At 38.5% G+C, this 21,365-nt stretch carries 18 protein-coding genes; 17 read left to right on the top strand and 1 reads right to left on the bottom strand.

Annotated elements, in window-relative coordinates:
- The first annotated feature begins 191 nt into the window (after window positions 1-191).
- The 14 genes from cysG (at window position 192) to LW139_RS16570 (ending at window position 14,386) form a co-directional block, all read left to right on the top strand.
- Complete coding sequence (cysG, locus tag LW139_RS16635; protein ID WP_247850271.1) at window positions 192-1,616, top strand: siroheme synthase CysG; 1,425 nt, start codon at window positions 192-194, stop codon at window positions 1,614-1,616.
- Between the two features lie 11 nt (window positions 1,617-1,627).
- Window positions 1,628-2,536 carry a sulfate adenylyltransferase subunit CysD gene (gene cysD, locus LW139_RS16630; RefSeq protein ID WP_109409747.1) on the top strand — a complete coding sequence of 303 codons (909 nt, stop codon included), beginning with the start codon at window positions 1,628-1,630 and terminating at the stop codon, window positions 2,534-2,536.
- Window positions 2,537-2,547: 11 nt separating this feature from the next.
- Window positions 2,548-3,999, top strand: coding sequence for a sulfate adenylyltransferase subunit CysN (gene cysN / locus LW139_RS16625; protein ID WP_247850270.1), 1,452 nt, complete (start codon window positions 2,548-2,550; stop codon window positions 3,997-3,999).
- A gap of 2 nt (window positions 4,000-4,001) precedes the next feature.
- A complete protein-coding gene (gene cysC / locus LW139_RS16620; RefSeq protein WP_166539749.1) occupies window positions 4,002-4,613 on the top strand; it encodes an adenylyl-sulfate kinase in 612 nt (203 codons plus the stop codon).
- Between the two features lie 289 nt (window positions 4,614-4,902).
- Window positions 4,903-5,193, top strand: a complete 291-nt coding sequence (gene ftsB, locus LW139_RS16615; RefSeq protein WP_072070183.1) for a cell division protein FtsB — start codon at window positions 4,903-4,905, stop codon at window positions 5,191-5,193.
- A 39-nt stretch (window positions 5,194-5,232) separates the two neighbouring features.
- Complete coding sequence (gene ispD / locus LW139_RS16610; protein WP_166539750.1) at window positions 5,233-5,982, top strand: 2-C-methyl-D-erythritol 4-phosphate cytidylyltransferase; 750 nt, start codon at window positions 5,233-5,235, stop codon at window positions 5,980-5,982.
- A 1-nt stretch (window position 5,983) separates the two neighbouring features.
- Window positions 5,984-6,469 carry a 2-C-methyl-D-erythritol 2,4-cyclodiphosphate synthase gene (gene ispF / locus LW139_RS16605; protein WP_227335997.1) on the top strand — a complete coding sequence of 162 codons (486 nt, stop codon included), beginning with the start codon at window positions 5,984-5,986 and terminating at the stop codon, window positions 6,467-6,469.
- Entirely contained in the window at window positions 6,466-7,518 is a 1,053-nt protein-coding gene (gene truD / locus LW139_RS16600; RefSeq protein ID WP_109409752.1) for a tRNA pseudouridine(13) synthase TruD, read from the top strand. Before ispF ends, truD begins: the two co-directional genes overlap by 4 nt.
- Window positions 7,496-8,260: a 5'/3'-nucleotidase SurE gene (gene surE, locus LW139_RS16595; RefSeq protein WP_109409753.1), complete on the top strand. Its 765-nt coding sequence runs from the start codon at window positions 7,496-7,498 to the stop codon at window positions 8,258-8,260. The genes truD and surE overlap by 23 nt, the downstream gene beginning before the upstream one ends.
- Window positions 8,254-8,880: a protein-L-isoaspartate(D-aspartate) O-methyltransferase gene (locus tag LW139_RS16590; protein ID WP_072070178.1), complete on the top strand. Its 627-nt coding sequence runs from the start codon at window positions 8,254-8,256 to the stop codon at window positions 8,878-8,880. The genes surE and LW139_RS16590 overlap by 7 nt, the downstream gene beginning before the upstream one ends.
- 153 nt (window positions 8,881-9,033) lie before the next feature.
- A complete protein-coding gene (gene nlpD / locus LW139_RS16585) occupies window positions 9,034-10,152 on the top strand; it encodes a murein hydrolase activator NlpD (protein ID WP_247850269.1) in 1,119 nt (372 codons plus the stop codon).
- A gap of 687 nt (window positions 10,153-10,839) precedes the next feature.
- Window positions 10,840-11,823: an RNA polymerase sigma factor RpoS gene (gene rpoS / locus LW139_RS16580; RefSeq protein ID WP_023582671.1), complete on the top strand. Its 984-nt coding sequence runs from the start codon at window positions 10,840-10,842 to the stop codon at window positions 11,821-11,823.
- A 152-nt stretch (window positions 11,824-11,975) separates the two neighbouring features.
- Window positions 11,976-13,235, top strand: coding sequence for a hypothetical protein (locus LW139_RS16575; protein ID WP_247850268.1), 1,260 nt, complete (start codon window positions 11,976-11,978; stop codon window positions 13,233-13,235).
- The gene (locus LW139_RS16570; protein ID WP_166539752.1) at window positions 13,232-14,386 is read left to right on the top strand and encodes a hypothetical protein; all 1,155 of its coding nucleotides are present in this window, start codon (window positions 13,232-13,234) and stop codon (window positions 14,384-14,386) included. The genes LW139_RS16575 and LW139_RS16570 overlap by 4 nt, the downstream gene beginning before the upstream one ends.
- 199 nt (window positions 14,387-14,585) lie before the next feature.
- On the opposite strand, the gene mutS is transcribed toward LW139_RS16570, so the two are convergent.
- Entirely contained in the window at window positions 14,586-17,150 is a 2,565-nt protein-coding gene (mutS, locus tag LW139_RS16565) for a DNA mismatch repair protein MutS (RefSeq protein ID WP_166539753.1), read from the bottom strand.
- A gap of 816 nt (window positions 17,151-17,966) precedes the next feature.
- On the opposite strand from mutS, the gene rlmF reads away from it, so the two are divergent.
- The 3 genes from rlmF (at window position 17,967) to LW139_RS16550 (ending at window position 21,229) form a co-directional block, all read left to right on the top strand.
- Window positions 17,967-18,932 (top strand): 23S rRNA (adenine(1618)-N(6))-methyltransferase RlmF, encoded by a 966-nt coding sequence (gene rlmF, locus LW139_RS16560; protein WP_247850267.1) that lies wholly within the window; start codon window positions 17,967-17,969, stop codon window positions 18,930-18,932.
- A gap of 754 nt (window positions 18,933-19,686) precedes the next feature.
- Window positions 19,687-19,893 carry a hypothetical protein gene (locus LW139_RS16555; protein ID WP_227335989.1) on the top strand — a complete coding sequence of 69 codons (207 nt, stop codon included), beginning with the start codon at window positions 19,687-19,689 and terminating at the stop codon, window positions 19,891-19,893.
- Between the two features lie 205 nt (window positions 19,894-20,098).
- The gene (locus tag LW139_RS16550; RefSeq protein ID WP_227335988.1) at window positions 20,099-21,229 is read left to right on the top strand and encodes a DUF3829 domain-containing protein; all 1,131 of its coding nucleotides are present in this window, start codon (window positions 20,099-20,101) and stop codon (window positions 21,227-21,229) included.
- Window positions 21,230-21,365 lie beyond the last annotated feature (136 nt).

The raw sequence follows: 21,365 nt of genomic DNA, 5'->3' as shown, positions 1-21,365 counted from the left end.
ATAAAATAATTAGGGTAATAGTTCAATCTATTGCCCTATTTGTCGTTTTGAAAAAAAATAACTCATTGAAATTATTTTATTTTTCCTTATTCCTTTCTGTTCCATCACATAGCTTTTTGTCATTTCATAAGCCCTAAAGCACCTTTTATAGTCGTTACTCATAAAGTGAACAATGAAGGTGAGATACGCGTATGGATTACCTACCCTTATTTGTGGAATTAAAAGAACGCCCGGTGTTATTGGTGGGTGGTGGTCATGTTGCCGCGCGTAAAGCTTTGCTGTTATTAAGAGCAGGTGCTCGATTAAGAGTGATCGCTCCTCAATTATGTGACGAATTACATCTTGCTTATCAGCAAAATAAAATTGAATGGGTGTCAGCAAAATATCAATCTGAACATCTATTAGGAATGATGTTGGTTATTGTAGCTACAGATGACAGTGTACTCAATCAACAAGTTTATCTTGATGCACAAGCACGACATATTTTTGTCAATGTTGTGGATTCACAGCCTCAATGCTCATTTATCTTTCCTGCCATTATTGACAGAAACCCTATTTTGATTGCGATTTCCTCGGCGGGAAAAGCGCCTGTTTTAGTTCGTATGATACGTGAGAAGTTAGAAGCTTTATTGCCAAGTTCATTAGGCACAATGGCGACAATTGCAGGAAAATGGCGCCATAAAGTGAAACAACACTTAGATACTTTTCAAGCGCGTTGTCGTTTTTGGGAACAAGCCTTTGGTGGTAAATTTGCCACTCTAGTGGCGAGTGATCAATTGGTTCAAGCCGAGGCCCAACTTGAACAACAGCTAAAACAAAAAGAGAGCCAACAAGGTGAACTCGCATTAGTTGGGGCAGGCCCTGGTGATGCAGGTTTATTAACATTGCGTGGTTTACAGGTTATTCAACAAGCTGAAGTCGTCCTTTATGACAGTTTAGTAAGCCCAGAAGTTTTAGAACTGGTACGACGCGATGCTGACACTATTTGTGTGGGCAAAAGAGCTGGACATCACAGTGTTTCTCAAGAGGAAACAAATGCACTGATTGTGAAATATGCGCAATTAGGTAAACGAGTTGTTCGGTTAAAAGGGGGAGATCCCTTTATTTTTGGGCGTGGTGGCGAAGAAATCGAAATTGCTATCGCGCATGGTATTGCGTTTCAGGTTGTACCAGGAGTCACCGCTGCCAGCGGAGCAAGTGCTTATGCTGGGATACCGTTAACTCACCGACAATATGCTCAAAGTGTCACTTTTATGACAGGACATTGTAAAGCTGATGGAATAGAACCAGATTGGGCATCGTTAGCGCAAGCTAATCACACACTCGCTATTTATATGGGAACGGCAAAAGCAGAACTGATTAGTCAGCGTTTAATCAAACTCGGACGTTCTCCATTAACACCTATCGCTGTTATTAGTTGTGGCACACGCCGTGATCAGCAAGTTTTCACGGGTGATTTAACGCAATTAGCGCAATTGGCAGAAAAAGCGCCCACTCCGGCTCTATTAATTGTAGGAGAGGTGGCTGCATTGCACCATCAACTTGCGTGGTTTGGCGATAGACACGCTTATCCGTCTTTACCTTCGCACCATTCATCTTTGGTTCATTTTGCCTAAACGAGGTTGTTATGAATGAAACACAGTTAACGCATCTCCAGCAATTAGAAGCAGAAAGTATTTATATTCTGCGTGAAGTTGTCGCTGAATTTGCAAATCCCGTCATGCTTTATTCAATAGGCAAAGATTCCTCGGTGATGTTGCATTTAGCACGCAAGGCATTTTATCCCGCTAAATTACCTTTTCCTTTGCTACATGTTGATACTGGCTGGAAATTTCGAGAAATGTATGATTTTCGAGATAAAACAGCTAAAGAGTATGGTTTTGATCTTAAGGTTTATCGCAATCCACAAGGTGAAGAGCTTGGAATTAATCCGTTTATTCATGGTAGTGCAAAACATACGGATATCATGAAAACAGAAGGGTTAAAACAAGCTTTAGACAAATATGGTTTTGATGCGGCATTTGGTGGCGCTCGTCGTGATGAAGAAAAATCGCGAGCCAAAGAACGTATTTATTCATTTAGAGATAGATCTCATCGTTGGGATCCAAAAAATCAACGTCCTGAATTATGGAAAAACTATAACGGCCAAATTAATAAAGGTGAAAGTATTCGAGTATTTCCATTATCTAACTGGACTGAACTCGATATTTGGCAATATATCTATTTAGAAAATATCGATATTGTTCCTCTTTATTTTGCAAAAAATAGACCTGTTATTGAGCGTGATGGCACATTAATTATGGTTGATGACGACAGAATTGATCTTAAGCCGGGTGAAGTTATCACTCAGCAACAAGTGAGATTTAGAACTTTAGGATGCTGGCCATTAACAGGAGCCATTCCTTCACAAGCCGAAACGCTACCTGCCATTATTGAGGAAATGCTGATTTCCACCAGCAGTGAACGACAAGGGCGTTTAATTGATAGTGATCAGTCCGCTTCAATGGAGCTGAAAAAACGTCAAGGTTACTTTTAATTGGAGGATATATGGGACTTGCAGTCGTGAAAACAAATCAACTTATTGCTGGTGAGATTGCACATTTTGGTGGCGTGGAAAGCTATCTTAAAATGCAACAAAACAAAGGGTTATTACGATTTTTAACCTGTGGTGATGTTGATGATGGTAAAAGCACATTAATAGGGCGTTTGCTTCATGATACAAGGCAGATCTACGAAGATCAGCTTTCTACATTACAAACGGAAAGTAAAAAAATAGGTACTCAAGGTGAAAAGCTCGATCTGGCTTTGCTGGTGGATGGATTAGCAGCGGAAAGGGAGCAAGGGATCACGATTGATGTTGCTTATCGTTATTTTTCAACGGCAAAACGCAAATTTATTATTGCTGATACACCCGGACATGCCCAATATACCCGTAATATGGCGACAGGAGCATCAACCAGTACACTTTCTATTCTGCTGATCGACTCTCGTAAAGGCGTACAAGAGCAAACGCGACGTCACAGTTTTATCAGCACACTTTTGGGGATACGCCATCTGATTGTGGCGATTAACAAAATGGATCTAGTGGATCACCAACAAGCTATTTTTGACTCGATCAAACAAGATTATCTTAAATTTGCCGATCAACTTCCTACAGATCTAACCATTGAATTTGTACCTATCTCTGCGCTTGATGGTGATAATGTCGTTTTACCTTCCTTGAATATGCCTTGGTATCAAGGGAAAACTTTGATTTCACTATTAGAAGACGCACCAGTTAAATTGGGATCATCTACACAATCGCTACGTTTCCCAGTGCAATATGTAAATCGCCCTGATCTAGATTTTAGAGGATACAGTGGCACGATTTCTTCTGGTGTTATTTACCAAGGACAACAAATCAAAGTATTACCTTCGGGGCAACGTTCTACTATCAAACGTATTGTTACTTTTGATGGTGATTTAACCCAAGCGAGTGCGGGACAAGCTATTACACTTGTTTTAACTGATGAAATTGATATTAGTCGTGGAGATATTATTGTTGATAGTAGTGATACAACTGCCAATATTAGCACTCATGCATTGATAGATGTGGTATGGATGTCAGAGCAACCCTTAGTTCAAGGGCATATACTTGATATCAAGATTGCAGGCAAAAAGAGTCGAGCAAAAATAGAGAATATTCATTATCAAGTAGATGTGAATAAGCTTACTCAACAAGTTACAGATAACTTAAGTTTAAATGCAATAGGTAGTGTTGAAGTCTCATTCGAAGAGCCTTTGGTGCTTGATAACTATCAAGCCAATGCCGATATGGGAGGGCTTATTTTTATTGATAGGTTAAGCAATGTCACGGTAGGGGCGGGGCTTATTCGAGAAACTCGCAATACGCTTATACAAGCTACGACACAATACGATGCTTTTGAGGTTGAGCTTAATCAGCTTATCCGTCGTCATTTTCCTCATTGGGGAGCAAGAGATCTTCTTGGAGGAAAATAAAGATGATAAGTGAAGATATTGTCTGGCATTCGCATAAAATTGGATTAAACGATCGTGAATCACAGCAAGCACACAAAGGATGTGTGCTTTGGTTTACTGGATTATCAGGATCGGGTAAATCCACGCTTGCTGATGCATTAGAGCAAGCACTTTATCAACACTCTGATTCGCCAATTCACACCTATTTATTAGATGGCGATAATTTACGCCATGGATTATGCCGTGATCTTGGGTTTAGCGAAGAAGATCGACATGAAAACATCCGCCGTGTGGGTGAAGTCGCTAAATTGATGGTAGATGCGGGGCTTATTGTCTTAACTGCTTTTATTTCACCTTATCGAGAAGATAGGCAACAGGTTAGACGTCATTTTGAGCAAGGTCGATTTATTGAGATCTTTGTCGATACTCCCCTTCATATTTGTGAGGATCGTGATCCGAAAGGGCTTTATCAAAAGGCAAGACGCGGTGAAATAAAACAATTTTCAGGTATTGATTCACCTTATGAACGCCCTGTTGATCCTGAATTACATTTAGATGGTACACTCTCTATTAATAAACTTACTCAGCAAATTCTCACTTACCTACAGCAACATCAAATCTACCGTGAGTTTTGAAGTAAAATTCAATTATCTCTACACAAATACCCTATGAAAGTAGGGATGTGTAGAGTTATCAATGTGTTATATGTATAAAACACATTTATCATCTCATCTGCTTAAATATCATTAAGTCTTTTCATCTGAAATGGATTTATTTATCAATTAAGCCCTAATCTGAATATTATAAAAGTGCCCCACGTTTATAGTGAGCTGAATACAAATAATAATGTAATATATTCCAGCGCTTTTGTGGCGTCTGTGGTTGAGTTGTGGGATGATTAGCCCATTAATCTTGGGGGTGGTAATGGGGAAATTAACAGTCTTACTTCTGATTTTACTTGGTTGGCTACAATATTCATTGTGGTTAGGTAAAAATGGTATCCATGATTACAACAAAGTAAGTCAAGAAGTTGAATCTGCATTGGCGCAAAATACGCAGTTAAAAGAGCGTAATGATCGTCTATTTGCAGAGATTGATGACCTCAATGGCGGGCAAGAAGCGTTAGAAGAGCGCGCTCGTAGTGAATTAGGGATGATTAAGCCTAATGAGACCTTCTTCCGTATTGTGAATGATAAGTCTCAACCACGTCGTTAATTTATTGAATTAATAGTGTGTCCTGATACAAATACCATAATGAATATAACAAACTCTACTCTTCCTATTGTTGCCGTTATTCCGGCTGCTGGTATCGGAAGTCGAATGCAATCAATCTGCCCAAAACAATATTTGAAGATTGGTGGATTGACTATTCTTGAACATACCATTAATGCTTTATTAAAACACCCACGCATAATGAAAATTATTGTGGCAATTAGCCCGGATGATCATTATTTTCAAGCTTTGCCTTTAGCTCAAGATGAAAGGATCATTACAGTTAATGGCGGAGGGGAGCGTGCGGACTCCGTATTATCGGGTTTAGAGTACGTCACTCAGCATTTTTCTGATAAGACTTGGGCTCTTGTCCACGATGCAGCTAGGCCTTGCTTGCATTTTGGCGACCTTGATCATCTTATTAAATTAATTGATGAAAACTTTTCAGATCCACAGTTTTGCGGTGGTATTCTTGCAACTCCTGTACGTGATACGATGAAACGTAGCCATCAACAAGATAATCATATTGAACAAACAGTAGAGAGAACAACACTATGGCATGCTTTAACGCCACAGTTCTTTCCAGCCTTGTTATTAAAACAAAATATAGAAAATGCACTCTCAGAAAAAGCAACTATTACTGATGAAGCATCAGCAATGGAATATGCTGGATATGAACCTCTATTAGTGAAAGGGCGTGCAGACAATATCAAAGTAACTCAGCCAGAAGATTTGGCGCTTGCAGAGTTTTTTCTTTCACGCCAAATCACCAATATAAGGAACACACAATAAAATGAGAATTGGACACGGTTACGACGTACATAAATTTGGTGGTGAAGGTCCTATTATTATTGGCGGAGTCAGAGTTCCTTATGAACAAGGCTTATTAGCTCACTCTGATGGTGATGTTGTATTACATGCGGTAACTGACGCTATTTTAGGCGCAGTGGCAATGGGTGATATTGGTACATTGTTCCCTGATACTGATCCGGCATATAAAGGTGCTGATAGTCGAGTATTACTTCGTGAAGCATTTTCACGCGTAAGAGCCAAAGGTTACCGAATTGGTAACTTGGATGTCACTATTATTGCTCAAGCTCCTAAAATGTTACCTCATACACCACAAATGCGTGTCAATATTGCAGAAGATCTTCATTGTCATATTGATGATATTAATGTGAAAGCAACAACAACTGAAAAACTTGGATTTGTGGGTAGAAAAGAAGGTATTGCCTGTGAAGCGGTTGTTTTATTAATAAAAGAGTTATTACCTGAATGAGTGAATTACCAGAACTCCATTGGTTACATGGAAAACCACAAGCAACAGGTTTATTGAAGTCAATTCCTGAAGATTTTATTGTCTGTGAAGATCTTGGTTTCACCCTTGATGGTGAAGGTGAGCATGTCATGGTGAAAGTCAGGAAAACAGGATGTAACACCGCTTTTGTTGCTGAAAAACTGGCAAAATTTGTGGGGATTCACCCTAAAGATGCAAGCTATGCTGGACTAAAAGACAGAAATGCTGTCACTGAACAATGGTTTTGTCTGCGTATGCCGGGTAAAGAGATGCCCGACTTCAGCCAGTTTATTTTAGAAGGTTGTGAAATTTTAGAAACAACTCGCCAACAACGTAAATTACGTATAGGAACACTAAAAGGTAATCACTTTACATTGGTGTTGAGAGAAATTTCAGACCGTACCTTTGTTGATGCACGATTAGCTCAAATTAAAGCTAAAGGTATTCCCAACTATTTTGGTATTCAACGATTTGGGCGTAATGGTGAAAACTTACGTCAAGCAATGCGTTGGGCAACCGATGAAATTCGTGTTAAAGAGCGTGGTAAACGCAGTTTTTATCTTTCAGCAGCACGTAGTGCCATGTTCAATCATCTTGTCAGTAAAAGATTAGAGTGTGATTTATATTCGAAAGTAATACTCGGTGATGCAATGCAACTTCATGGACGAGGCAGTTGGTTTGTTGTCGATGAAGCTGAACTCACTTCAACACAAACTCGCTATGAAGAACATGATGTTCATATTACCGCACCTTTACCGGGCAAGGGTGACTTAGGTACACAAGCACAAGCATTGGATTTTGAAACTGAAAATCTGGCAGAATATGAAACATTATGGTCATTGGCCCGACAAGAGCGTGTTGATAATACAAGGCGTGCTATCAATGTGTTACCAGAAAATATGTCATGGAATTGGGTAGACGACACCACTGTTTCTCTGTCATTCTTTTTACCCGCAGGAAGCTTTGCAACTAGCGTTGTACGCGAATTAATTTTATTAGGGAATGATGATGCTGAAAATATTGGTGAGTAATGACGATGGTGTGATGGCGAAAGGGATACAGACCCTCGCTAAAGCATTACGCCAGCGCTATGATGTACAAATTGTTGCACCTGATCGTAATCGTAGTGCTGCCTCTAACTCTTTAACTATTGATCGGCCATTACGCAAGCAAGAGCTGGAAAATGGCGATATCGCTATTGTTGAAGGAACACCAACAGATTGTGTTTATCTTGGTGTAAATCATTTAGTGCGCCCTCGTCCTGATATTGTGGTTTCTGGTATTAATCATGGCCCTAATTTAGGTGATGATGTTATTTATTCAGGTACTGTGGCTGCAGCAACGGAAGGGCGTTTTTTAGGTTTACCTGCGATTGCTGTCTCATTAGACGGTGAAACGCACTTTGAGACAGCGGCTCAAGTAACTTGTGACGTGCTGGCAATGTTACAACAAGTGCCTTTAAGAGCCGGGAATATTCTCAATATTAATGTGCCAGATATTCCACTAAATGAAGTAAAAGGGTTTCGTATCACACGTTGTGGGAGTCGTCATGCTTCACAGCACGTTTATACTCACACTGATCCTAGAGGGAATAGCCTTTATTGGATTGGGCCTCCAGGCGAAAAAAACGATGTAGGCCCTGATACAGATTTTGCTGCTGTTGACGAAGGTTATGTGTCGATTACACCTTTACATGTCGATTTAACAGCATACAAGGCACTAGATTTACTACAAAATTGGTTAAATAAAGCAGAGGTCAAAAAAACATGTTAAGTCGGTCAATGAAAGACTTACTGACAATGTTAAAGCAGCATGGTATCAAGGATGAAAGCCTGCTGGAAGCAATGAGTAAAGTACCCAGAGAGCTCTTTATTGACGAAGCGCTCTCTCATAAGGCTTATGAAAATACGGCTTTACCTATTGGTAATGGCCAAACTATTTCACAACCTTATATTGTTGCTAAAATGACAACGCTACTAGAATTACAAAGTACAGATTCTGTTTTAGAAATTGGAACAGGGTCAGGGTATCAAACGGCCGTTTTAGCAAATTTAGTCCATCATGTCAGCTCTGTTGAGCGTATAAAGATATTGCAATGGCAAGCTAAACGACGTTTTAAGCATCTTGATTTACATAATATTTCTACACGTCATGGTGATGGATGGGAAGGGTGGTCATCAAAAGCGCCTTTTAATGCCATAATAGTGACAGCATGTGCAACAGAAGTACCACAACAGTTATTGATGCAATTAGCTGATGGTGGCAGGATGATAATACCTGTAGGCGAACAGCAACAAATACTGAAGTTTATCCGACGTTTAGGTAATGATTTTCACTATCAATCTATAGAAGCAGTTAGGTTTGTTCCTTTAATTTCAGGTGAGTTAGCATAACTTCCAGATAAATCTGACCGCTTTTTATTACTGCTTTTTAATAGCTTGTCGTAATCTGCACTAATAAATGAAACATTTTCAAAAAATTGCAGTCTTTTTGTTTAACTCGACAAATTGCTAGACGCTAATGCCTTTTTAAAGGGAGAAGGAAGTATGAATTCAGAAAGCCCAATTAAGCATGTCCGCTGGGCAATCATGTGTTCGGTAATTGGATTTGCATTAACAGGCTGTGCAGACACACCTTATCGTCCTGCACCCATTACCTCTGTAAATGATAGCTCTTCAAATAACACGGTTTCAACTGCGCCTGTGATGACTAACAGTAATGCGACACCGGTTGAAAGAACGACCCCTTTACAATCGTCACCTCCTCCTTCAATTAAGGTGAATAGTGCTTCATCTAATGGAGGCACACATCAGCCCCAAAATCAGCCTCGTCCACAAACATCAGTAGCGACTCAAAATGTGAGTACAGATGGTACTGGTCGCATTGTGTATAACCGTAATTATGACAGTATTCCTAAAGGGAATTACAGCGGTAATACCTATACAGTAAAACGTGGAGATACCATGTTCTATATCGCGTGGATAACAGATAGCGATGTAAAAGAGCTGGCATCAATGAATAATATTCCAGAGCCTTACAGTTTAAATGTGGGGCAGGTGCTGAATATTGGTAACCGTCAAGTCAATACGGGAACCAATACAAATGTGAACACATCCGTTATCAATCAACCAAGTAGTGCTGGTGTTCAAACAGCTCAAACGAAACCGACAAATAACACATCAATGGGGCCATTGATCACTAAACCGGCAACAACACCACCGAAAACAACAACTCCGCCACCAACAACCAACACGAATACCACAACGGCAGCAACACCGGCACCAACAACGGTTTCTGGTAAATGGATTTGGCCAGCACAAGGTAAGATAATCGAAAGTTATTCAAGTGCACCAGGAGGCAATAAAGGTATCGATATTGGTGGTACTAAAGGCTCTCCAATAGTTGCAACGGCGGCTGGTAAAGTAGTTTATGCCGGTAGCGCATTACGTGGTTATGGTAACCTTGTTATCATTAAGCATAATGATGAATATCTCAGTGCATATGCGCATAACGATACCATTTTGGTGCGTGAGCAACAAAATGTAAATGCAGGTCAGCAAATTGCGACGATGGGTAGCTCAGGAACAAGCTCTGTCCGACTTCACTTTGAGATCCGTTATAAAGAAAAATCACTTAACCCAATGAGCTATTTACCTAAAAAATAAATAAGTGATTTTTAACTCGTATTGTGAATAATCCTAAAGTTAAGCCCTCTCTTTTATAACAAAGAGAGGGCTTTTTGTTATCTGTAATTAATTAAAATATTGAAACAAAATACATTTTAACTAAGTAAAACTGCTTAATTAAAGATAAGTAAAAATGAGAGGTCGATATAAAATTATAGATAACGTTAAATTAGACGGTTGATTCTCAAGCAATGAATGCGTATGCTAAAAAATGTTATATAAAAAATGAATAAAGATTCGTCATTGCTAAAGGATGAACTATAAAATAACCCCTTGTTTGAAAGGGTGTTTTCTTTATTAGATTATCTTTTTAATAATAGTAAATAATAAAAATTATTTACTATTACTTTATTATTCTGGATTTTTATTTATTTTTTTAGATACAAATAGTTACAGCTAGCGCATTAAATGAAGTAATTTTACGTATAGATAAATATACGTAAATATAATAAAAAAACTGTTAATAACCTGCACTCAATAGCTAAGTTATATATTGAATAAAGAAAGATAAAATTAACAGTAAAATAGATTATGTTATCTTTTATTTTGTAATTCGTTACAAGGGAAAATCAGTAAACCCGTTGTGTCGTGACACAGCGATAAACTGGTAAATAGACTTTAATATCAAACGTCGTTTACCTAAATTATCAAGGGTAGGAGCAGCTGATGAGCCAAAGTACGCTAAGAGTAGACGAGTTATATACAGATGAAATTGAAGAGAACATGGAAGAGTTCGATGAAGTTGCTGCAAAAGAAGCAGAAAATGAGTCTGATGCTCAAGACGAAATTGAACTTATTGAAGGAGTCAATCAGCGTGCGCTCGATGCAACTCAGCTTTATTTAGGAGAAATTGGTTATTCTCCGTTGCTGACCGCTGAGGAAGAAGTTTTTTTTGCCCGTAGAGCGTTACGTGGCGACATTCCTTCAAGACAACGAATGATAGAAAGTAATCTTCGTTTAGTTGTTAAGATATCTCGTCGTTATACAAACCGAGGTCTTGCCCTGCTTGATTTGATTGAAGAAGGGAATTTGGGACTGATCCGTGCAGTTGAAAAATTCGATCCTGAAAAAGGTTTTCGTTTTTCAACTTATGCGACATGGTGGATACGTCAAACCATAGAACGTGCCATTATGAATCAAACTCGTACCATTCGTCTGCCTATTCATATCGTTAAAGAGCTGAATGTTTATTTAAGAACTGCGAGAGAACTAGCACACAAGCTTGATCATGAGCCTAGTGTTGAAGAAATTGCGCAAACACTTGATAAACCAGTTGAAGATGTGAGTAAGATGTTGCGTTTAAATGAACGTATTACTTCTGTTGATACCCCAATTGGGGGCGATTCAGATAAAGCCTTACTCGATATTATCTCTGACGAAAATGAAGAAGGGCCTGAGGCGACAATTCAAAATAATAACCTCAAGGAAAATATCATAAAGTGGTTATTTGAATTAAATCCTAAGCAACGTGAAGTACTAGCACGCCGTTTTGGATTATTAGGCTACGAGGCTGAAACTTTAGAAGATGTTGGTAGAGAAATTGGTCTGACAAGAGAAAGAGTTCGTCAAATCCAAGTTGAAGGATTACGCCGACTAAAAGACATTCTGCAAAGTCAGGGGTTATGTATTGAAGCTCTTTTCAAAGCATAACTAGCCTTTATTTCTGTCTACAGCGTTATTACCAAAGCCGATTAGTGAGTTGCTAGTCGGCTTTTCTTTATCTTGTATTATGTGATTTAACAAGATAAAACAAGCGTGTGATGTTGCATCTCGTAAATCGGGTAAAAGAGATAAAGGAAGATATGAAAGATTATTTTTTAAACGTCAAATTAGAGAGTTGCCATTTTGACCAAAATAAAACCTCACCGAAAGGAATGGTGAGATTAATAGCATCAGGCAAAGTGTTTTATCTCAATGAAGATGATTTCACTCACTCTCAAGATTTTCTGAAACGTTTAAAACAAGGTGATGAACTTAAAATTTGCGCTGAATTGCTTAATGACGGCAGTTTATGGGTACAATGGATTTATCATGATTACAAAGGAAGGCTTGAGCCAGAAAGAACCTTTACACTTACCACTAAACCAAAAAAATGGTTATTGCTTGCTTTTGTTCTTACTGTAATTGGGAGTGGGTGGAACTATTATTCTCTGCTTTATCTAGAGGCTAATTTCTTTATCATCATTTCCATGGTTATTTCATTTGGTGCTGTAATGGCTGGAGTGAGTTATCTAGGAGAAAAAGCCTATCGTTTTTTTCAGCGTATTAGACCTAAGCATAAAAAAAGAATCAAAGCGCTGGATAAAGTAATGGCTAAACAAGATATTATTGCTCCAGATGGTGAACAACTGATTATTCCCGAAATAAAAACAATACCACTGTTAAAGCATATAACACGTAAAAACCCAACCTTTCATATCAAACAAAGTAAAGTGCAACGAGTACGAGGGAAAATAAAACTCCATCATGTTGATAAAATTAAAATACACTCCCGCAATGCAGAGAATGTGGTGATGCAAATATCTTGTCAGATTGATAAACATCCTTTTATATTTAGTTATAAAGAACGTTTATTTTATTCTGATCATAATTTATTTTTGACTGATGGTGATGATGTTGAATTGTTCTTTTGGCAAGCAGAAGATAACAACTCTGGGCCTGTTGTCTTAGGTGTTTATAATCATACTGATAATGGTGCTTATTCAATTTCAGGACAGCTGTACCTTGGACACCAGCGAACTAAACGATTATCGTTGTTAATTACAGGACTAATCAGCACCTTTATTTTCTCGTTGTTCGCCATTTTTTCTATTTCAGATGTTTACGATAATGGCAATTATTGGGATAAATGGGACTGGTTTTTTGTTGGTGATACTTTTTTAGGTCTGGGGATCATCTACGGTTCAATAATGACAGGATTTGCTTTTTTAATTGCCTTATTTTCGAATCTTTATATTTTACTATCACAAAAGGGAAATTGTAGCTTTCAAACCTATTTTTTGCTTCAACAGCAATGTGTTGAAAATAAAAAGCCGCTTTATGTTACGGAGTTAAGCCAATGAATCCTTTTTTCCGTAAACCCTTCATTATCATCACTGGTTTATTTATTTTAAGCCTATTCCTTTTTTATGGCGTACTTTTTCACGGTTTTGCTTCTAAGTGGCAATGGAAAAATGAAAAAGACGCGGATTTATCTTCCTATCCTTATTCTCGTTATGATTGGCGTAATACGTTTAATGCGCCAAGTGGTATCTTAATTAAAACAGAATCGGATCAAGGGCGATATGATGTTGATCTTTATGGCCGACTCTATAGGCAAGATAACCAGAGAAAATATACACTCTATTTTTCTGACAAAGAAGGCACTCGTTTTATGTCTCAGGGGCAAGGGAGTTTTTATAACGCCTATTGTATTTCTGAAAAGTGTGTTTTATTTACAGAGCAAGGACGGCAAGTGGTGAACTTAGCTAAGTTTATGCTTGATGATTTAATTCCTTGGCAAGAGAGTAATAATGGCTATTACCGTTTTCCTTTAGCACTTATTGGAGGCAAATTATTATATTCAGAGGCGACATCGCAATTAGTATTAGTTGACAATAAAACGATAATGACAAGTTTAGATGAGGGAGAGAGTTGGGAATATTCCATTAATACAGAAGAATTCGTTAAGCAGTATTATGCAGAGGATTTTGGTGAGTTTACACAATTCCATTATGCTTTATCGGGTGATTCTCTCGTTATTTTTTATAATCATCATTACACAACAAATACATTAGAAATTACATTAAATTTAGTTAATAAAGAAGTGACAAAAACACGTTGGCTTCCTGTGCGCGTAAAAGAAGTTGCTCAAAATGACAAAGGTGATATCTATTTTATTGCTCAACATGCTTCTCGTGATCTCTATTCTGTTGTTCAGCGCCAAGTTGATGGAAATATAGAAACTTTCTATGAAAGTGGTTATAAATATCTAAATGATTTGATGATAAGTAATAATGACTTGATTTTAACTAAAGGTCGTAATGATGATAGAGTTACATTGGTTTTTTCATTAAAAACAAAAAATTATACTTCTTATGATAAAATTACTGACGATATGATGTTTAATCCTGCGTTATCTTCATTTATTCGTTTATTTGACAACTATAGTGATGATGACACTTTATTGTTATTGGGTGAGCGACTGAAATATAGTCATGCTTCAATCAATTGAAGTGGTCTTTATCTCTGATTATTCTAGCTTAAAAATGCAGTCTCAAAAGACAATGACACAAATAAAAAACGATATAACAGCGAATCACATAAGTGAAATAGTGTAATTAACTGTGATAGAAATAGAAAAACTGTTATAAAAATGGCGCAGTGAAGATAAACACCACGCCATTTTTGATCATTCATTTGATTTTTATGTCCTATTTGGACATCTCTTTTAATCGATAAAGTTGTTCTAAAGCTTGTCGTGGCGTTAGAGCATCCGGATCGATTTTATCTAAAGCTAATTCAATCGCAGAAGGTTCAGCCTCTGTTAATAACATCAATTGTGACGTTTCAACATGACCAGAGCCAGAGTGACCAGATAACATTTCGAGCTCTTTTAACTTCTGTTTGGCTCGACGAATAACCTCTTTAGGAACACCCGCTAGTGCGGCTACAGCCAAACCATAACTTTTACTTGCGGCACCTTCTTGAACGCTATGCATAAAGGCAATGGTGTCACCATGTTCGACAGCATCTAAGTGAATGTTTGCAGTACCCTCAAGTTTTTCAGGTAATGTGGTTAATTCAAAATAGTGGGTCGCAAAGAGTGTCATTGCTTTAATGCGATTAGCTAAGTTTTCAGCACAAGCCCAAGCTAAAGATAACCCGTCATAAGTTGATGTACCTCGACCAATTTCATCCATTAGAACCAAGCTGTTTTCAGTCGCATTGTGCAAAATATTGGCTGTTTCGGTCATTTCCACCATAAAGGTAGAGCGACCAGAAGCAAGATCATCAGAAGCCCCCACGCGGGTAAAGATACGGTCAACAGGGCCAATTAATGCCTTTTCTGCGGGAACAAAGCTACCTATATAGGCAAGTAAAGTAATTAATGCAGCTTGTCGCATGTAAGTGCTTTTACCACCCATATTCGGGCCAGTAATAATTAATAAGCGACGTTGAGGTGCCAATTGTAATGGGTTAGAAATAAAAGGTTCACTAAGAACTTGTTCAACAACAGGGTGACGTCCTCCTGAGATTTGAATACCTGTTTTCTCACTTAATTCTGGGCGAGTATAATTTAATGATTCAGCGCGCTCTGCAAGGTTAGAGAGAACGTCTGTTTCAGCTAAAGCTTCTGCACTGATTTGTAATGCAGTAAGGTGTGGCAATAATTTTTCAAAAATTTCTTCATAGAGCATTTTTTCAATTGCCAGCGCCTTACCTTTCGAAGTCAGGACTTTATCTTCATACTCTTTTAGCTCAGGAATGATATAACGTTCTGCATTTTTCAATGTTTGACGGCGAACATAATGCATAGGCACTAAATTGCTTTGTCCGCGACTGACTTGAATGTAATAACCATGTACACCATTAAAGCCAACTTTAAGTGTATCAATACCCCATTTTTCACGTTCACGAATTTCAAGTTTATCAAGGTAATCACTTGCGCCATCGGCTAATGCTCGCCATTCATCTAATTCAGTATTATAACCAGAGGCAATAACACCACCGTCACGTACTAATACTGGCGGTGTTTCAACAATGGCTTGTTCAAGTAGTTCACATAATTCATCGAACTGGCTAATACGCTTTTGTAATTCTTTAATGTAAGGCATATCAGCTTGTTCAAGCACTTGATGAATATCATGATATTGCTGAAAAGCATGACGCATACGAGATAGATCACGAGGGCGTGCTGAACGTAGCGCTAAACGTGCTAATACACGTTCTAAATCGCCGATTTGACGTAAAAAAGGTTGTAACTCAAAATAGAGAGGCTGCAATGCGCTAATTGCGTCTTGACGTTTAATAAGTTGTTCACGTTGGCGTAATGGTGTGTGTATCCAACGTTTTAGCATACGGCTTCCCATAGGGGTAACACAAAGGTCAAGTACAGATGCCAGTGTGTTATCAGTACCACCTGCAAGATTTTGTGTTAATTCAAGATTGCGACGAGTTGCCGCATCTAAAATAATCGAATCTTGAGGACGTTCCATGGTAATGCTACGGATATGAGGTAGAGAGGTACGTTGTGTATCTTTCACATATTGCAATAAACACCCAGCAGCGCAGAGCGCGAGATGTGCATTCTCAACACCAAAACCTGTTAAATCGCGAGTACCAAATTGTAGATTGAGCTGTTGTTTTGCTGTTTCAGGTTCAAATTCCCAAATAGGGCGACGACGCAAGCCTTGCTGGCGCTCAATCAATGCCATTGATTCAAAGGTTTCTGGATAAAGTAATTCAGCTGGATGGGTACGTTGTAATTCAGCTATCATGCTTTCACTATCAGGCATTTCAGTAACTCGAAAACGTCCTGATGTGATATCTAATGTAGCATAACCAAATGCGCCATTTTTATCTTGCCAAATAGCGGCTAAAAGGTTGTCTTGGCGTTCTTCAAGTAAGGCTTCATCAGTGACAGTACCTGGTGTCACAATACGAATAACTTTGCGTTCAACGGGACCTTTGCTTGTTGCAGGATCACCAATTTGCTCACAAATAGCGACAGACTCACCTAATTGCACTAATTTAGCGAGATAATTTTCAACGGCATGATGGGGAACTCCTGCCATAGGAATAGGTTGTCCCGCAGACTGACCTCGTTTTGTTAATGAAATATCTAATAAGCGAGAGGCTTTTTTAGCATCGTCAAAAAACAGTTCATAAAAGTCACCCATACGATAGAACAGTAAGATTTCAGGATGCTCTGCTTTAATTTTCAGATACTGCTGCATCATCGGTGTGTGGGAGTCTAAATGTTGAATGTCAGTCATGTTGTTGTCTGTCTTAACGTATTGAAATTTGGTTTATTTGTGAAAATCAATTGTTACACTGAATGTCGTTTTATTTCACAAGCATTGTGTGATCATATCACAAGGTTTCAGTCTGTTGTTTTAATTATCTTATAGTCAGCACTAAACAAGGTAGCACTTATGAGCCAAAAGTAGCCAGCAAAATGAGGCCATGAAACCGAATAGTAAAGTTAGGGCTGATACGAGTGAGAATACAGGTTACGTGTATTTTGTGGCGCAACAGGCATTAAGACATTTTTCTACCGTTATAGTAGCCCAGTTACGCCCAATTTGGCTGATGCCCTGTCACTGAGATAAAAGAAGAAAAGCAATATAAAAAACAGGAACAATGATCTGCTTTAATCAAACAGGACACTTTAATAATGGAATATAATCCAATTATGTGCAGATATTATTAGTTGGACGATTTACATTTTGTGTTAGTTGTTCCATGTTTGGCGTTAATGTATTCAATTTGGTCAAATCAGCTTATTAAATCTTACATTTAGGCAGTTTATTGCTTAAAACGGATGGTATATATCCTTATTCATTCAAACTGCAGGTTCGTTGGCCGTACCTAATCAGCTGGGTCACATACTGATGTATGTTCCCTGTCTATCTTCCCTTGCCGCCTTCCTGCATCTTGAATGACGTTGGGTATAAAGAGCAGGGCATTCCGGCATAAACTCTGAATGCAGGCTTAATACGGTTTCATCCTGAGCTGTTAGCTGTAATTTGAAAGCTATAGGGTATATGGTATCGTACGCGTCAGAAATACCTTTAAGAGAGCCCTTCACGGTGGAAAAAAAGAAAACCTTCCTACAGCAGAAAAGCGGCTTGCACCCGCGTAACCGTCATCGCTCACGCTATGATTTTCCGGCTTTGATCGCCAGTTGCCCTGCACTGGAGCCGTTCGTCAAGCCGAATGCCTGGGGCGATAGCTCGGTAGATTTTGCCGATCCTGCGGCGGTTAAAATGCTCAACCGTGCGTTGCTGCAACATTTTTATGGCATCGAACACTGGGACATTCCCGCCGATTATCTGTGCCCGCCGATCCCTGGGCGTGCCGACTATTTACACCATCTGGCCGACCTGCTGGCGACCAGCAACGGCGGTGAGTTCCCTCGCGGTAAAGGCGTGGCGATCCTTGATGTGGGTGTTGGTGCCAACTGTATTTATCCGATTATTGGCCTGTGTGAATACGGCTGGCGTTTTACCGGTTCGGAGATTGATCCGGTATCGCTCAATACGGCCAAAATGATCGTGGAGATGAATCCGACACTGAGAAACGGAGTGCGCCTACGTTTACAAAAACAACCCGAATTTATTTTGAACGGCATCATCGGCGTGGCGGAGAAATTTGATGCCACACTGTGTAATCCACCGTTTCACAGCTCTGAACAGGAAGCGCAAGCCAGCACCCGCCGCAAACTGCACAAGCTGGGTAAAGGCGAGGTAGCCGACAAGCCGGTACAGAACTTTGGCGGCAAAAATAAAGAGCTATGGTGTGAAGGCGGTGAAGAAGCCTTTGTGCGTAAAATGGTAGAGGAGAGCGTTAGCTTGGCGCAAAACTGCCTGTGGTTCACCTCGTTGATTTCTAAAAACACTACCTTGCCTTCGATTTATCACGCGTTGAAGCTGGTGGGTGTGGCCGAAGTCCGTACCATTGAAATGGCGCAGGGGCAAAAAATCAGTCGCTTCGTGGCTTGGACTTTCCACGACGCACAACAGCAGGTCGCCTGGGCGACAGAACGCTGGCGTTAATTTCCCTGGTGCCGGTTATTTAACCGGCACCGATAAACCTTCGCATTTCCCTTTAAATTTCTGCACGTTGCGTTATTCTCAATATGTCTTCCAATACTAAAAACATTAAAAAAGTTATTTATTCAAAATACAATACTTACCTTACTTAATTGATATTTTAATCCGGTATATATACCCAATGTAATTCAAGCTGCAGGCTGAGCGCAGCCAACGAACCTGCGGTTTGAATGAATAAGGGTATATGATCACATCATAAACACATTAAGGAAGATGCATGGTTTGGAGGAAATCATTCAGGCTTGAAATGACGCAAGGAGCTGCTTGTTTGAGTATACATCCCATGAGTCTCCTTTCCTCCCTCCTGTTTTAAATGACTGGCAGAACTAGCAGCCTCATAATGTCGCAGTACTCACTGCGGCATTATTCATCGAATCCGTTTCTGCTAATAAAATCTATCGTACTTGAAGAGGATCGGAAGTAATTCACGGTCAAGCAGCTTAGCCAGCCCCCATTTATTGGTGCTTAGAATTGTTCGTAATCCTTTATCAGCAGCGAGAACATCAGGTAGGGGCTGGGCAATACAAGTGGCAGCGACAGTGTATTGATAACTTGTTTTTTTGGTCAACTTCATCATTTATGCCTATGTTGGGTTAATCAGATTAACCTTCCCGATAAACAAGGTCCTCATTCACCGACCGAACTCACACCTAGCGACTCATTTACTAGTCGCCTAGCTACACTTTGAATTGGCCGAATGGGACGATTATGGCAATCTGTTATTTTAAGTAAATCGCGTACAGGGTTAGTTTGGTTGCCAGTTGAAACACTTATCCAGCAACATCAAGATGATTATTATCGAGTATTAGGTGAGGTTGATAAACAGAGTGATAGTACCTGCTTTATGGATTTTATATTAAAGCTTATTGCTCAGGCGTTAAAAGAAGGAATTGAAAATAGTTAATATAGATATCTATAAAATCTTTAAAAAATACTTATAAATATATAATATTATGTTTAAGTAAATGTACGTCGTTAATCAAATGTTAATACTCTTATTAAGAGTGTTATTATGTTTCTTAAAATTAATTTAATAAATAATAGTCATTAATTATTAAACTCATTATAGTCTATAGCGAGTTAATTACTTAATAATATAATGAGGGATTATGAGAAAGAGCATATTAGCATCGATAATAAGTCTTTTATTAATATCAGTAGTAGGTTGTGATAATTCAAATGAAAATTCGAATACAGGAACACCCTCGCAAGATAAAAATAAAACAGAGCAAACAACACAATCTCAACCTGATTCAAAAAATATCCAATCAGATGAAGTTCAGTTTAGTCAAAAAATTGAAAAAGGTAATTTGTGGTTAGCAACGTTTAACGAAGATTTTGGCACCATTATACAGAAAAAAACGGGCAGAATTTCAGGCACAATTAACGTTAATCTTTTAGATAATACGAAAACAGTTTTAACAAGTTTAAGTTCTGATAATGGTGAAAGCATTGATTTAACACCTTTCAAAATATTCGAAACTGAAACAGACCAAATAAAAAAAATGAAAGCGAGTAGTGCGATAATGCCTGTTAGAAGCGCTTTCTCTATGCATTTGAGTGCTTCAGGAGCAGAGCGTGCTAAAGAATCTTTTGAATTTATGAAAACTCTTCCTCCCACACTTCCAGAATTAGATGCTGTAGGTAATGCTTATGGTGAAAGTTATGTTGATTTATATGAAAAACTGCTAAAGCTGGGTGATTATCTGGTTGTAAAAGAGACTTATCGTTTAGATGATTTTGCTCAAGCCAGTAATTTGTATGAAGAAGTGAAAAATGCTTATGCCAAACTAATCGATGAGAAAGAAAAAGCTGCTGATGCATATGAAAACTATTATCAAGCAATGCATATTGAAGAGCTTGAATTAGTGAAAAAAGAAGGTCTGGTTGTTCGCTATCAAATTATGCAATCACTGGATACAGTAACCAACACACTTGATTCAATGAACCCAGATAAAATAGATGTGGCTATACTCTCTGCTGCAATTACCAAAATTGAAGCTCAATCAATTGAATTAGAAAAAATATTTGGTGACGAAACATTGCTGAATAAAGAAAATATGAAAGGCTCTGATTATTCAGTTAAAAAATATTTAGAATTATACCAACAACTTGTTATTGAGTTAAAAGTGTTAGAGAAAAAACTCAATGAGAATAAAGATATATCGAGTAGCATAAATACGATTTCAAATGAATATAAATATTTGATAGAGAATTATAACTCTTTAATAGCGAAGTAATATTTGCGCCGAGAAAATGTAAATCGCACTTTAATAGTGCGATTCTTCTCGCAAAAATTGCCTTTTATTCTGTATTTTATTAAACATAAAATGATTATTAGAAAAAGATGATTCAAACTAAAGTTCAGAAGAGTCT

The organism is Proteus vulgaris (assembly GCF_023100685.1).
GTDB lineage: Bacteria > Pseudomonadota > Gammaproteobacteria > Enterobacterales > Enterobacteriaceae > Proteus.
Note: the sequence above shows the minus strand (reverse complement) of the source record. Positions and strands in the feature narration are given on the sequence as shown.

Bases quoted from the DNA above. Each gene is read 5' to 3' on its own strand.
- nlpD (WP_247850269.1), top strand. From the start codon at position 9,034: ATGAATTCAGAAAGCCCAATTAAGCATGTCCGCTGGGCAATCATGTGT.
- rpoS (WP_023582671.1), top strand. From the start codon at position 10,840: ATGAGCCAAAGTACGCTAAGAGTAGACGAGTTATATACAGATGAAATT.
- LW139_RS16570 (WP_166539752.1), top strand. From the start codon at position 13,232: ATGAATCCTTTTTTCCGTAAACCCTTCATTATCATCACTGGTTTATTT.
- LW139_RS16555 (WP_227335989.1), top strand. From the start codon at position 19,687: ATGGGACGATTATGGCAATCTGTTATTTTAAGTAAATCGCGTACAGGG.
- ispD (WP_166539750.1), top strand. From the start codon at position 5,233: ATGAATATAACAAACTCTACTCTTCCTATTGTTGCCGTTATTCCGGCT.
- LW139_RS16575 (WP_247850268.1), top strand. From the start codon at position 11,976: ATGAAAGATTATTTTTTAAACGTCAAATTAGAGAGTTGCCATTTTGAC.
- truD (WP_109409752.1), top strand. From the start codon at position 6,466: ATGAGTGAATTACCAGAACTCCATTGGTTACATGGAAAACCACAAGCA.
- mutS (WP_166539753.1), bottom strand. From the start codon at position 17,150: ATGACTGACATTCAACATTTAGACTCCCACACACCGATGATGCAGCAG.
- ftsB (WP_072070183.1), top strand. From the start codon at position 4,903: ATGGGGAAATTAACAGTCTTACTTCTGATTTTACTTGGTTGGCTACAA.
- ispF (WP_227335997.1), top strand. From the start codon at position 5,984: ATGAGAATTGGACACGGTTACGACGTACATAAATTTGGTGGTGAAGGT.
- surE (WP_109409753.1), top strand. From the start codon at position 7,496: ATGCTGAAAATATTGGTGAGTAATGACGATGGTGTGATGGCGAAAGGG.
- cysC (WP_166539749.1), top strand. From the start codon at position 4,002: ATGATAAGTGAAGATATTGTCTGGCATTCGCATAAAATTGGATTAAAC.
- cysG (WP_247850271.1), top strand. From the start codon at position 192: ATGGATTACCTACCCTTATTTGTGGAATTAAAAGAACGCCCGGTGTTA.
- cysD (WP_109409747.1), top strand. From the start codon at position 1,628: ATGAATGAAACACAGTTAACGCATCTCCAGCAATTAGAAGCAGAAAGT.
- LW139_RS16590 (WP_072070178.1), top strand. From the start codon at position 8,254: ATGTTAAGTCGGTCAATGAAAGACTTACTGACAATGTTAAAGCAGCAT.
- LW139_RS16550 (WP_227335988.1), top strand. From the start codon at position 20,099: ATGAGAAAGAGCATATTAGCATCGATAATAAGTCTTTTATTAATATCA.
- cysN (WP_247850270.1), top strand. From the start codon at position 2,548: ATGGGACTTGCAGTCGTGAAAACAAATCAACTTATTGCTGGTGAGATT.